Here is a 14813-nt window from a genome sequence, read left to right as displayed (position 1 = left end):
CTCTGTGATCAAATCGGTCAAGACGCCTGTGCGATCCTAGTGGGATGAATCGAGCGCGCATTGACCAAGCTATTTCCAAAGTCAAACAACATCCAGAGGACGATGCGTTGCTCGCCGAAATGGCCGTGAACGTTGCTGCTGAGTTACTTCGAGCCAGCCAGAAGCGCGAAAAATGGTCGGAAAAACGCCAGGGCGCGCAGCTTGCCCGCATGATGCATGACCCTTCCGGAAAAGCATTCACGCTCGCCATGGCCGATCAGGTTTTCCGTCCACCTTCGGAATCCCGCTCCGCTGCTCAGTTTCGCCATTTGGTGGATGGTTACGGCGTTCCGGAATACCTTTCGATGCCGGAGCGGATTGCCATGCTGGCCGGTTCCGCGGCTTCAGCGGTGGCTCCGGAAATCGTCATGCCTGCGATCACGGAAGCGATGCGCCGCCAAAGCGCATCGGTCATTCTTCCCGCCGAAGAGCGCAAACTGAAGCCACTTTTGGATAAACGCCACAAGGCTGGCATGCGTATGAACCTCAACCAGTTGGGCGAAGCAATCCTCGGTGAGGAAGAAGCGGAAAAGCGGATTCAGGCGGTCATCGAACGCATCAAGAGCCCGGATTGCGATTACCTTTCGGTCAAAATTTCCGCCATTTTCAGTCAGATCCATCTGGTTGGTTACGACGAAACGTTGGAGCGCATCAAAGACCGCCTGCGTCGGCTTTATCGCGTGGCGATTGAAAATCCGCAGAACGGCAAGCCGAAGTTTGTGAACCTCGATATGGAGGAGTATCGCGACCTTCGCCTGACCTGCGATGCCTTCCGCCAGGTGCTCGAAGAGCCGGAGTTTTTCCAACTGGAAGCCGGGATCGTGCTTCAAGCCTACCTGCCTGATTCATGGCCGGTGCAGAAGGAATTGAACGATTGGGCGCGCGGCCGCGTCTCGAAAGGCGGAGCGGGCATCAAGATCCGCATCGTCAAGGGCGCGAACCTCGCCATGGAATCCGTTGACGCGGAAATCCACGATTGGGAGCTTGCTCCGTATTCGACCAAGGAAGAGGTGGATGCAAATTTCAAGCGGATGCTGCACGAAGGCTGCCGTCCGGAAAATGCCGGAGTGGTCCGGCTGGGTGTGGCGAGTCACAACCTGTTCGACATCGCCTACGCGCTGCTTTTGCGGACCCGTGAAGGCGTGGAAGGCCGGATCGAGTTCGAAATGTTAGAAGGCATGGCCAATCACCAGGCCCGCACGGTTCACGAAACCGCAGGTGGCCTGCTGCTCTATGCGCCAGTCGTGCTGCGTGAGGATTTCCACAGCGCGATCGCTTATCTGGTGAGACGTCTCGACGAAAACACCTCCGAAGAAAATTTCCTGCATGACTTGTTCGGCATGAAGGAAGGCGGCGCGGCTTGGGAAAAGCAGAAGGATCGCTTCCTCAAGGCGTGCGCGAGAAAAGACACCGTCGCCTTCGGCCCACGCCGACTGCAGGATCGGACCACCGAAGAAAATCTGCCACTGCCCGCCGATGCACCGTTCCACAATGCGCCGGATACGGATTGGTCGTTGACGCATAACACCCGCTGGGCACGTGCTCATGTTGAGGCCCTGCGCAAGTCGGAGATTGCCACCGTTCCACTGGTCATCGATGGCAAAGAAGAAGTCGGTGAATCCGAAGTGGAAGCCCAGGATCCATCCCGCCCGGGAGCGGTTCCCTACTGCCATGCGCTGGCGGGTCCCGAGCAAATCGAGCGCGCCCTGCAAGCTGCGGTGAAAGCACGTGGCAGCTGGATTGAGCTTGGTTTTGAAGGTCGTGCCGAGCTGCTGCGGAAAGTCGCGGCAGAAATTGGCAAGTCCCGTGGCGAGGCGATCGCGGCAATGGTGATGGACGGCGGCAAGGCGGTGTATGAGGCGGATGGCGAGGTTTCCGAGGCGATTGATTTCGCAAACTACTATGCACGCAGTATTCAAGCCGATGGTGCCAAGCTTGAGCCATTCGGAACCGTGCTGGTGACGCCTCCGTGGAACTTCCCGTTTGCGATTCCTTGCGGCAGCATTCTCGCCGCATTGGTTGCCGGAAATACCGTGATTTTGAAACCTGCGCCAGAAACCGTCTATACCGCCTGGATCATGGTCCAAACGCTCTGGCGTGCCGGGATTCCGAAAGACGTGCTGCAATTCGTGCCATGTCCGGACAATGAGATTGGCCGTTCCTTGGTGACGGATTCCCGCATCGGCGCGGTCATTCTAACAGGTGCCTATGAAACAGCCCGCATGTTCCTCGGCTGGAAACCGGAGCTGCGTTTGTTTGCGGAAACCAGTGGCAAAAATGCCCTGATCATCACCGCCGCAGCGGACCCGGACCAAGCGGTCAAGGATTTGGTCAAGAGCGCGTTCGGTCACTCCGGCCAGAAGTGCTCCGCGGCCTCGCTGGCGATTGTTGAAGCCGAGGTTTACGACAGTCCAGGCTTCCGCCATCAGTTGTATGATGCCGCTGCGTCCTTGATTTCCGGATCATCCTGGAACTTCGATGCGACCGCGACTCCGGTCATCCGCGAGCCGGGTGATGCGTTGATGCGCGCGCTCACAACCCTGGATGCGGGCGAGGAATGGTTGCTGAAACCGGAAATGGTCGATGGCAATCCGTGCCTGTGGACGCCCGGGATCAAACTCGGTGTCTCCGAGGACAGCTGGTTCCGCCGCACCGAATGCTTCGGCCCGGTGCTGGGTGTGATCCGCGCTGACAATCTGAAGCATGCGATCCGCATTCAAAACAACTCCGAGTTTGGCCTGACCGGCGGCATCCATTCGCTGGACGATCGCGAGATCGAGGTGTGGAAAGATCAAGTGGAAGTCGGCAATGCCTACATCAACCGGCCTATTACGGGAGCCATCGTACAACGCCAGCCATTCGGCGGCTGGAAGCGGTCGTGCTTTGGTCCGGGCTCGAAGGCGGGTGGACCAAACTACGTGGCCCAGTTCGGAAACTGGAAAACTGAATCGCTGCCTGAAATGGTCAGCACACCGCCGAAGAAAGTCGCGGATTTGTTAGGCCAGCTGGTTGCAGCCATTCCTTCCGCAGAGGCGGCGCTCACCGCTGCTGCCGGAAGCGATGCGTTCTGGGACAAGCACGAATTCAGCGTCAGCCATGATCCAACGGCCATGCGATGCGAGGCGAACCAGTTCCGCTACCGTCGCTTCCAGCGCGCGCTGATTCGTGTCACGGCTGAGCAAACTGACGAAGAAGTGGCCCGCCTTCTCCTTGCGGCGACTGCGATTGGCATTCACTTCGCGATTTCTTCCGAAACCAAGCGCCCTTGGTTCTCGGTGTTGAAAGTCGGTGTTCAGGTGGAATCCGTGGAGGCTCTGGTTCGCCGGTTCTCAGGCGTTTCATCCAACTACGATTTGCTCCGCTGCCCACAGGCCCCGGCTTCACTCCGTGCGGCGGCGATCGACGCCGGCATGCGCTTGGCGGATGGCCCGGTGATCTTCAATGCCAAGCTGGAATGGCCGGCCTGGCATCGTGAACAAGCGGTGACCGAAACACTGCACCGTTACGGCAATATCGTGCCGAAACCCTACTAAGCATTCTTCCGCTGAAACTTGCGCCGGTTCCGTTGCCACCACATGAGGGCACCGGAAACGGCCAGGATTCCGGGAGTCAAACCACCAATGCACCAGAGGATTTTGATCGGGAGTCCGCCGAAGGTGCCATAGTGGAGCGGGCGAAATGCGTCCTGGATTTGCGCCCAGATCCCCGACTCGGGAATGGATGTGAAGCTGGTCACCTTGCCGGATTTTGCGTCGAAGCTGAGCGTGGAGCCGTAATCGCTGCGGAGCACGTTTTGCCCGTCGATGGCGCCGAAAAACAAAATCGGTCCGCCTGGCTGCATCGGTAGGCTGATCCAGTTGGTCTCATAGCCTGGGAGAGTTGCATCTGCGGTCATGGCTAATTGATCCAGAGAAATGCGATCCGACCAGTTGCGGTCGACATTTTGAACGACGGGTTCCTCATGCCCCCATTCGAGGATGATGTGGCCGATGTTCCACCACGCTCCGGTGAAACCGAGCACGAGATTGAAGGCGGTTGAAGTGATGCCAACCATTTTGTGGACATCGGAGAAAAAGATCCGGGCACTTTTTTTCCAGCGAAGCTGAAACAGGGTTTTCCAGAAATTCCGATAAATCCAGACGCCGGAAATTCCCAGAAGGCAAAGCGCAACGCCGAGCAGGCCGACGATCAGCAAGCCGGTGTGATCGGCGAAGAAGGAATAGTGCAGTTCTAACAACCAGTTCGTCATGGTCTGGCTGTTCCCGGGATCCGGATCGGTTAGATTGCCGGTCGTAGGGTCCGCATAAAGCGTGTGACCCTCACTTTCGCCGACCGGGATCACGTAAACCATGTCCGCTGCTCCGGGTTCCAGTCCTTTGCCCCAGCCGATGATGCGATCGTTCGGCAGCTTGGCCTGTAGCGTGGCGATCAAGGTGTCCAGGCTCATCCGTGGAGCATCCGGATTTTGCCTCATCGTCAGCTCCGGATTCACCAAACGATCAAGCTCCGGTTTGAACACCAAGGCGCTACCGGTGAGGCCGATGACTACGAGGGCGATCCCGACGATGAGACCGAGCCAGGAGTGGAATTGATAGATGTAGCGTCTCATGGAAACATGAAGAAACCACCGGCGCGGATGGATGCCCGGCCGGTGGTGGATGCAAATCGAGGTTTCAGGAAATTAGAATCTCCAAGTCACGTTCGCGCTGACGTTGAATGGCTCGCCTGGCAGCACGTAGAGGTCATTGTAAGATCCGACGAAGTGGCGCTTGTCGGTGAGGTTGTTGAAGTTCACCTGCACGCGGTAGTTTTCCTTTTCGTAGTAAAGTGCGGCATCGAGCAAGCCGTAGGCTGGCAGGCTGAAGCTATCCGACTGATCGCCGGCTTGGCTGGTGTAGTAACGACCGCCGAAACCAAAGCCAAGGCCTTCGAAAGTGCCATCCTGGATGGTGTATTTGAGCCAGGCGTTGATGCTTTGGTCCGGGACTCCGATGAGCCGGGTGCCTTCCGCGATGGTGTTGTCTTCGGTGACTTCCGCATCGATGTAGGTGTAGGCCATGGTGAACTTCAGCCCAGGGGTGATTTGGGCGGAGTTTTCCCACTCGAAACCACGGCTGCGTTGCTCACCGCTGACGATGCTATCGTAAGGATCGGCAGTTGCAGGGTTGTCGGTGGCGACGTTTTTGCGGGTGAGTTGGAAGACGGTGGCCATCCCGTTCAGCTTGCCGTCAAACAGGCTGTATTTGATGCCGGTTTCCCAGTTTTCACCTTCTTCGGGATCGACCGCGTTGCCATTCGAATCGGTTGAATACCATTGAGGTTCAAACGAGCGGCTGTAGTTGGCGTAAACGGCGACGTTCGGTTGGAGGGCATAGGTGATGCCGGCCTTCGGCGTGAACGCATGCTTCTTTTGCTCGTCCGATCCTCCGTCGTAGTAAACCTGATCGTAACGGCCGCCAAGGGTGAGGGTGAGTTGGTCGGTCAGCTTCGCGTGATCCTGGAAGTAGAAGCCGAGGCTGTCGTTCTTGGACTGCGTGTGAGTGAAGGTGCTATACCCTGGGATCGTGTCCGGATAAGTCGGATCGTAGACATCAATCGGCACATACGAGCCGGGGAAGTCGCTGTAATCGATCTGCTCGGAATGGTTGTCGGATTCTTCGCGGTAGTAATCGACACCGACCGTGGCGAGGTGGTTGATGCTTCCCGTGTCGAAATCGAAGTCCAATGCGGTATCGACGCCGAACCGGTCCATCGATTCGTCATACTGGTAGGGGTAGGTGTAGAGCGTCGTGCCATCGAAAGACGCGGGATAGAGCATGTTGTCCCACTTTTGCTTCAGATGACTGTAGCTCAGGTTCTGCCGCAACGAGACGACTTCGTTGAACTTGTGCTCCAGTTGATAGCCAACACGCGAGCGTTCCCACTCGAACAAATTGGCAATGTCCGGTGCGCCGATGAAAAGATCGGTCGAAATTTTGCCGTTTGGATTGTAAAGCACCGATCCATAGGCGGGCAGAGGAAACGCGTGGACACCTTCGTCATGCTGGTGACTGGCGAGGAAGGTGATTTTCGTGTCCGGAGAAATTTCCCAAGTCAGCGATGGTGCGATGTAATATCGCTCGGTTTCCGCATAATCGACGAATGAATCCTGGGTGCTGTAGAGCCCCACGATGCGTCCGTAGAGGGTTTTGCTTTCGTTAAAAGTGGTGCCGGTGTCACCGGCGACTTCCATGTAGTTCCAGCTTCCGCCGGTGAGGGACAGCTCGCCGAAGGTTTCCGCTTTTGGTTTTTTGCTGACCACATTGACCATGCCACCAAGCGGGCCTTGGCCATAAAGAGATGAAGCTGGGCCTTTGATCACTTCGACTCGCTCCAGGCCGTAAAGCTCGACACTGCGTCCGTAATCGCCACGGAGGCCATCCCAGAAGGTTGAAGATCCGGCTTCAAAACCACGGATGCGGAAGTAATCCCAGCCTTTGTAGTAACCACCGGTGCTCACACCCGAAACGTTCTTGAGCAGATCTTCCAGCTTGCGGGCATCCTGGTCTTCCATCAGATCGCGATCCAGGACGGAAATGGCCTGCGGAGTTTCCAAAAGCGGAACGTCCGATTTCAGCGCGCCAGTCGTGGAGGCAGGGGGAGCATAGCCTTCGGTTTTTTCAGTGGATGATTTGTTGGCGTCGGCTGTCACCGTTAAAGGCGCTAAATCAACGGCTTCTTCGGCATGGCTGGCCTGTAAACCAGCGGCAAGAGCGACAGGCAAAATCCATTTTGCGGGGCGAGAAGAGTGGGGGCTTCGCATGTTGGGGTAAGGTTGAAGTTGGAGATGTGACCGGAGGTGGCCGGTCGGCGGATTCGTGGAGGCGAACCATCGCCGCGGGAAGAAGTATTGAGATCGATTCTCAATATCAAATGATTTCTGCATTTGTTAGAGATGGGCCGATTTTTACGCACACCCCGCAAGTGCCGAGGCGCTTAAGGAATCGACGAACATGAACCACTGGTGTAGCATCGTCAGAAGCCTGTAATTGCATGAGCAAGACTCCCGACATGCCCCGCAGCGAAGCGACCCCGGAATCGGTTTATCGAAACCGACGGTTTTTCCTGAAAACCTCAATCTGGGCAGGAACCTCGTTGGCGACTTACGGACTTTACCGGCAATTCCGACCCCAACCGGAAATCGTGAATACCGGCGGTAAAATCGATACCGCAGAAACTACGAAATTCGTGGATGGATTGCCCGCCGATGAGCGCATCAACACCTTTGGCGAAATCGCCGGCTACAACAACTATTACGAGTTTTCCACGGATAAGTCAGAGGTTGCGGGTCGGGCCAAAGATTTCATCACCGATCCATGGTCGGTCCAAGTGGGCGGGCTGGTGAAGCAGCCACGGAATTTCAGCATGGCCGATTTGTTCGATTTCGAACAGGAAGAGCGCACCTATCGTTTTCGCTGCGTGGAAGGCTGGTCGATGGTCATTCCATGGGTCGGGTTTCCGTTGGCGAAATTGCTGGATGTGGTCGAGCCGCTGGAAAATGCCACCCATGTGGCGTTCGAGACCTATTACGATCTCAAACAAATGCCGAACTCGGTGCATGCCGGAATTGATCTTCCCTATGTGGAAGGGCTGCGATTGGACGAAGCAAAGCACCCGCTCACGCTTCTCGCCACCGGGCTGTATGGCAAAACCCTGCCGAACCAAAACGGCGCGCCAATCCGCTTGGTCGTGCCCTGGAAATATGGCTTCAAAAGCATCAAGTCTCTCGTCAAAATCACCCTGACCGACTTCGAACCGCCGACGACCTGGAACCTTGCGAATTCTCGCGAATACGGCTTTTACTCGAACGTGAACCCGCATGTGGATCACCCGCGCTGGTCACAGGCTCGCGAACGCCGGATCGGCGAAGGCGGAACGCGAGAGACCCTGATGTTCAACGGCTACGAAGATCAGGTGGCGCATCTCTACCAAGGCATGGATCTGCGGAAGAATTACTGAACCCGGTTATGGAATTTTCGAAAGACTCCAAGTTTCATCAGCAGTTGGTGATCGTGAACGGGACCCTGCCAGCTGTCTTGGTCGCAATCGATTGGTGGCGCGGAAATTTGGGAGCAAATCCGGCGGAGTTTGTCACCCGGGCGACAGGTGTGATGACTCTGGTGTTTTTGGTGCTCACTCTCATGGTCACCCCGTTGCGGAAACTCTTCGGCTGGAACTGGCTGCTGAAACAACGCCGGCTCATCGGGCTGTTCGCATTTTACTACGGTTGCGCCCATTTGCTGACCTACTTTTCGTTCGATCGAGATTGGCACCTGCTGACGGTTTGGCCGGACATTCTGAAGCGGCGCTTCATTGCCGTGGGCATGATCAGTTTTCTGCTGATGGTTCCGCTAGCAGCCACTTCCACCAACGCGATGATCAAGCGCCTCGGCGGCAAACGCTGGCGGCAACTGCACCGGCTTACCTATTACGTCGCGATCGGCGGGGTGATTCACTACCTGATGATCGTGAAATCAGACATCCGCTATCCCATGGCCTTTGCCATCGCCGTGGTTGTCTTGCTTGGCTATCGCGTGGTCGACAAGGGAAAGCCAAGCGCCAAAACCGCCTGATTGGCTCACGGCGCAGGCTTTGCAAGCGCTGCGATTTCTTCGGGTTTGCAGAATTCGTCGACATTTTGGCGCTTCGCCGCCCAGGCGATCCCGCGCAATAAAATCGCCCGGTAATTTGGTCGTTCAAAGGTCGAATAAAGGTGGCCCGGAATGGTGACAAACGCCCGGTAGTGATCTTTTTCATAAGTCCACATCTGGGCCTGCACCTTCGGTTCGCCATCGCCGGTATCCGTGACGGCGAGGACTTTCACGTCAGGCTGCATGTCGAGATTGTAGTAGATTTCATCATCCATCTTGAAGCCCTTCGCGCCTGCCGTGATCGGGCTTTGGGTGGCACCACGAAATCGAAGTTCCATCATGCCCTCGTGCCATTTGGTTTTTCCCTCAACCCATGCGCCGCCGATGACGGATTTCCACCAGACTGGATCATTGCCGACGACTGCGGTGTGAATCACCACCAAACCACCTCCTCGCTTGGTGAAAGTCGCGAGATGGTCTTTTTGTTCCTGGGTCGCGTTCGCTCCATCCTGCGCATACATGACCAGCACATCAGTTGCCGCGAGTTGTTCTGCCGTTGGCCAATCCTTCGCGCCATCGGTTTTCATGCCACGCTCGGCCAGCAGCTTTTTCCAGTCGTTTAGAAATCGCTCATGCTCATGCGCATTGGGACCATGGGTTTTTTCGCCCCCGCGGATGAAAACACGCAGCGGTTCGGCGGCATTTGTTAGAACGGGCAGGGCGGCAAGCAGCAGAGTAAGAGCGAGTTTTTTCATCGGGAATCACCGGAATGGAACGGAGCGTAATCGTAAATCTTTCGACCTGATCGGCCAAGCTGCGGATTCCAATCCAGATTGACAGGCCCCCCGATTGTTCAAAAGCTGGGGCATGGCTTGTGGCATCATCGTGATCTTTTTCACCCTGCTGGTGTCGCTCGCCGGAGCGCAAAGCCCCGATGATGTGGGCGAGATCGAATCCTCTTCCGCCGAGGCCCTACGGAACATCCAGGTAAACTCCGCGCAGGAAATCGACAAACTGCGCCAGCAATTGATCGCCGCTCTTGAGCGGGCTAGGCAAACCGAACAGGCAGCCGGCGATACCGAGACGGTGGAAGCGTTTGATGACGAAATGGCGCGTATGGCCTTTGATGCCAGCCCATTCGAGAAGCCGTCCAGCGTGGCAGCGATTGCGAAAATCGAGAAAGTCTACGCGACGGAATTTTCCACCTTGGACGAGAAAAAGCAACGGGACATCGTCGCATGGCAAAGCGACTTGGACCAAAAACTGGGCGCCTTGGAGCAACAGTTCCGCTCAGTCGACAACGTGGAAGCCGCCGATGAAATCGCCTCGAAACGCAAGGAACTGCAACAGCGCTCCATCGTCCAAAAAGCCATCGCGGCGGTGGCCACTTTTCAGCCAGCGTCGGATCAACCACCGGAACCGACTCCGCAGCCACCGAGTAACAAACCGTGGAGATATCTGACACACGTGAAATGGGCGAAAATTGAAGGCGGCAATTACTTCAAGGCCATGATTGAACAGCCGCCTGCCATCACCGTGAAAGGGAAGCGATATCGTGAGAGCCAGATTCTCTACTGCCATCCGCCAGGCCGGATCGAATACCAGTTTGACGAACCGATTACCGGTTTCCAGGCCACTGCATGCCTCGAAGAACGATCGATCAAGGGCAGCGTGACCTTCACGATCGAAACCGACGAAGGAGAAGTATTTCGCAGCAAGACGGTGGATCGGAGACACAACCAGGAAGCGATCGAAATCAATTTCCGGCCGACCCGAAAATTGATTTTGCGGACGGATGAAAATGGCAAGAGTGAAGATAATTGGGCATTTTGGTTGGTGCCGCGAATTCGCTGATTCGCCCAACATCCACGAAATCCGGATTTATTCCGGAGAAGCAGCGCATTTTGGTTGGGATTGTTGGTGGATCACCGCTTGATGGGCGTCGTGAAGATCAAATCCGCTAAATTTCTAACCAGTGCCCCGGACTTGCAATCCTGCCCTGAGCCGGGACTTCCGGAAATTGCGTTCATTGGCCGGTCAAATGTAGGCAAGTCTTCACTCATCAACATGCTGGCCAATCGGGCCAACCTGGCAAAAGTCTCCGCAACTCCCGGGGCGACACGGCTCCTCAATTTTTTCACCATGAACGAGAGTTGGTATCTCGTCGATCTTCCCGGATACGGCTACTCTAAGGTCAAGCAGGCAAACCGTGAGCAATTCCACCAAGCGGTGTCCGATTATCTCAGCCAGCGAGTTTCACTGCGATGCATCTGCTTGCTGATCGATTCGCGCCTGCCGCCACAAAAAATCGATTTGGAATTCTGCGATTGGCTCGTCTCTGGAGAGATCCCATTTGTGTTGGTCTTCACCAAAGCCGACAAACTCAAAGCCAGCAAACTTAAGTCAAACGTCGCCACATTTCTGCAACAACTGGAAGAGATGATTCCAAATGAACCGCCGCATTTCATCACCTCGTCGAAAGACCGCTCGGGCCAACGCGAGCTTCTCGGCTTCGTTGAAGAGGTGGTGAATGGATGAGGATTTTAGCGAAGAGTTATCAGGTTTTTGAGTTGGAAAAGTCAGAACAAAATCGAATTTCAGGATACCGCGATTGATGCTGGGCTGGTTAGATGCTGTTATGCAAATAAAACTTTGCACAAGGAGCTAAATCTGAATAGTGTCACCGACATGCTCTACCTCTACGAGGGTTGGAATCCGGTGGCGATCGGCACTCGGACTGGCACCGCCAGCTCGATGGGCACGATGAGCCTCAAATGGACCAACCTGTGGGGACCAGACATTGGATCTTTTGGAAAGGTATCAGGATCTGCCGATTTCCAGGCCCCAGGCGGGGTGGGAGGCTTGTTGGCAAGCAGCTACTACAACTCCTCCACGACCACTCCGGACAATCACTTCGTTCCAAGCTATGACGCGAATGGCAACATTCTCGCCTGGACCAGCCAGACTGGAGCGCTAGCCCGTCAAAACGACTACGATCCATTTGGCAATGTGGTGATGAAACGTAGCCTGCTTTCCGGAGTGCCGGACTTCGGCTTCTCGACCAAACTTCAGGACACTGAGTCAGGTCTACTCTATTTCGGGTATCGTTTCTACGATCCAATCACCGGCAGATGGCCGAGCAGGGATCCGATTGAAGAGGACGGAGGAATCAACCTGTATGGATTCGTGGGGAATGATGGGATGAATCGGTGGGATTTGTTAGGGTTAAAAATCGAAGCTCCGGAACAAGCTAAAGAATTATTAAACAAAGCTAAAAACTTAGATCCTGGACTTAAAAAAATGATCGAGGATCTGGAGAATAGCCCTCATGTAATAAAAATTATATGTGTTGAGTCTGTCAAAAAAGTTCAAGAAATTACTGGTGGCAATGCAAGAATGAGTCCTGATGCAGGCAATATAAAGGATTATGAAAAATCCATGGAAGGAGGTCCCGGGCAAGGGTCAATGATAGAGCTCTACTGCGGCTGCAATGGAGATGAGTATCCACAAGAGGAATTTTATCGCAGCTCGTTAACGGTTTTAGTTCATGAGTTGCAACATTCGTGGGATATGGCAATGGCTAAAGCGGCATTGAAAAAAAATAAGAGAGGAAATGCTGAATATTATACTAATCCTGGTGATTCTGTGCAAGAAAGCGAGCAAAGAGCTGTAAGGACCGAAAATATTGTCCGAGATTGGCTTAATAAGGATATTCGAACCACATATGGGGGAGATCCTGTCACAAATCCGCAAGGGAATTTTTCTCCTGTATATATCCCTCCATCAAAATGAAAGTAGTGAGATTTTTTTTAATTTTAATAGCTATTTTACTGACGGTGTTTTCTTTCCCGACTGCTAAAGGTGAAGAAGCCGATTCAAATGAAGAAATCGTTGTCGAAAATGGGAAGGCTTTCCTTAATGTAAGACGCAATTTTGATTTTAATGGAACCCCTCTTCCTGAAGTAATAGATTATATCAGAATTTTGGCGGCAGAGCATTGGAATAGGTTGATTGAATCTGGTCGAGTTAAAAATGCCCACGTTCAGAAATGGAAAATTAAAAGTGTCGATTTAGATGTGAATTTCTCATTCACTTCTAACAACTCATTGATTTCCGAAGTCCTAGATAAATTGTGCGAAAACATTGGGGCTATCGCGGTGATTGATGAAACAGGATTAATAATCATTCCAAATTCAATTTTTTTAGATAAAGATAAATACGAAAATATTTCAAAGCAGATATATTATAAAAAAATCAAATGAAGCATCACCGGGGTGTAGTGCTCCCTTCGAAGTTGGACAGCCTGAAGTGTTAATCAAGCTGCGTGGTTGCATATGGCCTGGTGGTATTGGTTTGGGGTTTTGTAGTTCAGTGATTGGTGAGGTCAGGTCTAATGACAGAGGGACAGGCCTTCTATGACACTCGCTTGGACCAGCCAGACTGGAGCGCTAGCCCGTCAAAACGACTACGATCCATTCGGCAATGTGGTGATGAAACGTAACCTGCTTTCCGGAGTGCCGGACTTCGGCTTCTCGACCAAACTTCAGGACACCGAGTCGGGTCTACTGTATTACGGTTATCGTTACTACGATCCAATCACCGGCAGATGGCCATCAAGGGACCCGATCGGGGAAAGGGGGGGAATCAATCTGTATGGGTTCGTAGGGAATGATGGGATTAATCAATTCGATTTTTTTGGTCTTGCTGCTACTATCGATGATGCAAATGCAGCATTGGCCAATGGGTTAGACTGCGGATGTTACAAAGCTCATGCAACATTTTCACAGTATGAGACATGGACTAATGGTCCTGATGGAGGTATAAAAGCAGATATATCAATCAGTGCGGTGCCAACTAATAAAGATGGTTGTGCGTGCGATTGCAAAGAGACTAAACTTATTCAGATGGTTAAAACTGAAAATGCTGTGATACCTGATTTCAGACATAGAAGAACTGGAGTCGGTGGTTGGAGAATTGATGCAGAAGAGCATCTTCCATATCCTTTCGTTTCTGATACTAGTCATGCTAGTACTTCCGGTTTGAATGGACATATAAATGATACGCCTGGCAATAGGCGAATTAAGAGTAGTGGTAGTTCGATGAGGTTTACCGCAGTGACGTGTTTAGTCTGTTCAGATCCAAATGCTGCAGATAAGGGCAAGGTGTTGGCGTGTGTCAGCTGGGGATACACGATGGCTCAAAATAGAAATGGAGGGCCTACAGGGAGTAAGATAGTAAAGTTGATGAAGCCATATCTTCAGTGTGGAAATAATCAAAGCTTGAATAAGGCATTAAATGATGCTGTGAAACAGTGGAATGTTGCAGAGGGGCGTAATAAAGTCGAATTTGAGTTAAATGGTCGGTAGTAATATTGATGTAAGTAATTTCTTTGGGATATGAAAAAAATATTATTGATAATAACTTGGATTTGCTTCCTTATGGGTATTTGTTCTTGTGATAAAAGCACAGATGCTCGCCCACGGCGAATTCATGAGGTAATAGATAAAGATTCTCTGGAGGATTATAACCCATTTGATGATAATATTGAAATACAAGATTTTGAAGAATCAATTAAGAGGATTTCTGGGGATTGGATATCAGAAGATCATGCATTGAAGCTATATTTCACAAATGACAAAATGTCATTTAAATATGATTATCATCCGAATGATTTGGAGTATTTATCGCTTCTGGACGGGATGAGTTTCAAAGTTAATGAAACTCTGAGTTTTGAAATTAATGATATTGTATATGATATATATTGGGTTCCGGAGGAGCCTGATAATATGCGGCTCACTGCAAAATCTTCATCATCTAATTTGATTAATGGTATAACTTTACGGAGAAATGAAAGTGAGTGACGCATGACAGGACAGGCTTTTATTAATATGGTAATATGATGCATCTTAATGACAAAGGGACAGGCCTTTAGTAAGAATCGAGCTTGTCGAATTTTTCAACTTGGGTAGGGTGTAGGGTAGGGTGTAATGACAAAGAATGACAAAGGGACAGGCCTTTAAAGGAATGACAAAGGGACAGGCCTGAATGGCACGGGATTAAGCGGTTTTCTTGTAGCGGCTGCGGTGGAAGACTTCAACGTATTCTTGGCGCGGGGTGTTGAGCAGAGGGTGATTTTTCGGTCGC

12 protein-coding genes are annotated in these 14813 nt (G+C 52.7%); 9 read left to right on the top strand and 3 right to left on the bottom strand.

From position 1 onward, the window contains the following. Positions 1-44: 44 nt before the first annotated feature. Complete coding sequence (locus JIN85_RS07420) at positions 45-3572, top strand: proline dehydrogenase family protein (RefSeq protein ID WP_200269199.1); 3528 nt, start codon at positions 45-47, stop codon at positions 3570-3572. Here JIN85_RS07420 and JIN85_RS07415 read toward each other — a convergent pair. Then, a complete protein-coding gene (locus JIN85_RS07415; protein WP_200269197.1) occupies positions 3569-4648 on the bottom strand; it encodes a PepSY-associated TM helix domain-containing protein in 1080 nt (359 codons plus the stop codon). The genes JIN85_RS07420 and JIN85_RS07415 overlap by 4 nt on opposite strands. Positions 4649-4720: 72 nt before the next feature. Continuing rightward, a complete protein-coding gene (locus JIN85_RS07410) occupies positions 4721-6841 on the bottom strand; it encodes a TonB-dependent siderophore receptor (RefSeq protein WP_200269195.1) in 2121 nt (706 codons plus the stop codon). Between the two features lie 230 nt (positions 6842-7071). Between JIN85_RS07410 and msrP the strand changes: the two genes are divergently transcribed. Both msrP and JIN85_RS07400 read left to right on the top strand, forming a co-directional pair. Next, positions 7072-8037, top strand: coding sequence for a protein-methionine-sulfoxide reductase catalytic subunit MsrP (gene msrP, locus JIN85_RS07405; protein WP_200269193.1), 966 nt, complete (start codon positions 7072-7074; stop codon positions 8035-8037). An 8-nt stretch (positions 8038-8045) separates the two neighbouring features. Then, complete coding sequence (locus JIN85_RS07400; protein ID WP_200269191.1) at positions 8046-8651, top strand: protein-methionine-sulfoxide reductase heme-binding subunit MsrQ; 606 nt, start codon at positions 8046-8048, stop codon at positions 8649-8651. A gap of 5 nt (positions 8652-8656) precedes the next feature. On the opposite strand, the gene JIN85_RS07395 is transcribed toward JIN85_RS07400, so the two are convergent. Next, the gene (locus JIN85_RS07395; RefSeq protein ID WP_200269189.1) at positions 8657-9424 is read right to left on the bottom strand and encodes a ThuA domain-containing protein; all 768 of its coding nucleotides are present in this window, start codon (positions 9422-9424) and stop codon (positions 8657-8659) included. Positions 9425-9536: 112 nt separating this feature from the next. Here JIN85_RS07395 and JIN85_RS07390 point away from each other — a divergent pair, with 112 nt between their 5' ends. The 6 genes from JIN85_RS07390 (at position 9537) to JIN85_RS07365 (ending at position 14530) form a co-directional block, all read left to right on the top strand. After that, a complete protein-coding gene (locus tag JIN85_RS07390) occupies positions 9537-10523 on the top strand; it encodes an NPCBM/NEW2 domain-containing protein (RefSeq protein ID WP_200269187.1) in 987 nt (328 codons plus the stop codon). Positions 10524-10613: 90 nt separating this feature from the next. Beyond that, entirely contained in the window at positions 10614-11207 is a 594-nt protein-coding gene (gene yihA / locus JIN85_RS07385; protein ID WP_200269185.1) for a ribosome biogenesis GTP-binding protein YihA/YsxC, read from the top strand. Between the two features lie 150 nt (positions 11208-11357). Continuing rightward, a complete protein-coding gene (locus JIN85_RS07380) occupies positions 11358-12461 on the top strand; it encodes an RHS repeat-associated core domain-containing protein (RefSeq protein WP_200269183.1) in 1104 nt (367 codons plus the stop codon). Between the two features lie 5 nt (positions 12462-12466). Beyond that, positions 12467-12931 carry a hypothetical protein gene (locus JIN85_RS07375; RefSeq protein WP_200269181.1) on the top strand — a complete coding sequence of 155 codons (465 nt, stop codon included), beginning with the start codon at positions 12467-12469 and terminating at the stop codon, positions 12929-12931. Positions 12932-13084: 153 nt separating this feature from the next. Further along, the gene (locus JIN85_RS21915) at positions 13085-14035 is read left to right on the top strand and encodes an RHS repeat domain-containing protein (RefSeq protein ID WP_200269179.1); all 951 of its coding nucleotides are present in this window, start codon (positions 13085-13087) and stop codon (positions 14033-14035) included. Between the two features lie 30 nt (positions 14036-14065). Beyond that, the gene (locus JIN85_RS07365) at positions 14066-14530 is read left to right on the top strand and encodes a hypothetical protein (protein ID WP_200269177.1); all 465 of its coding nucleotides are present in this window, start codon (positions 14066-14068) and stop codon (positions 14528-14530) included. Positions 14531-14813: the final 283 nt, after the last annotated feature.

This window comes from Luteolibacter pohnpeiensis, assembly GCF_016595435.1.
Taxonomy (GTDB): domain Bacteria; phylum Verrucomicrobiota; class Verrucomicrobiia; order Verrucomicrobiales; family Akkermansiaceae; genus Luteolibacter; species Luteolibacter pohnpeiensis.
Note: the sequence above shows the minus strand (reverse complement) of the source record. Positions and strands in the feature narration are given on the sequence as shown.

Coding starts and splice junctions, on each gene's coding strand:
- JIN85_RS07420 (WP_200269199.1), top strand. CDS start 45: ATGAATCGAGCGCGCATTGACCAAGCTATTTCCAAAGTCAAACAACAT.
- JIN85_RS07415 (WP_200269197.1), bottom strand. CDS start 4,648: ATGAGACGCTACATCTATCAATTCCACTCCTGGCTCGGTCTCATCGTC.
- JIN85_RS07410 (WP_200269195.1), bottom strand. CDS start 6,841: ATGCGAAGCCCCCACTCTTCTCGCCCCGCAAAATGGATTTTGCCTGTC.
- msrP (WP_200269193.1), top strand. CDS start 7,072: ATGAGCAAGACTCCCGACATGCCCCGCAGCGAAGCGACCCCGGAATCG.
- JIN85_RS07400 (WP_200269191.1), top strand. CDS start 8,046: ATGGAATTTTCGAAAGACTCCAAGTTTCATCAGCAGTTGGTGATCGTG.
- JIN85_RS07395 (WP_200269189.1), bottom strand. CDS start 9,424: ATGAAAAAACTCGCTCTTACTCTGCTGCTTGCCGCCCTGCCCGTTCTA.
- JIN85_RS07390 (WP_200269187.1), top strand. CDS start 9,537: ATGGCTTGTGGCATCATCGTGATCTTTTTCACCCTGCTGGTGTCGCTC.
- JIN85_RS07380 (WP_200269183.1), top strand. CDS start 11,358: ATGCTCTACCTCTACGAGGGTTGGAATCCGGTGGCGATCGGCACTCGG.
- JIN85_RS21915 (WP_200269179.1), top strand. CDS start 13,085: ATGACACTCGCTTGGACCAGCCAGACTGGAGCGCTAGCCCGTCAAAAC.
- JIN85_RS07365 (WP_200269177.1), top strand. CDS start 14,066: ATGAAAAAAATATTATTGATAATAACTTGGATTTGCTTCCTTATGGGT.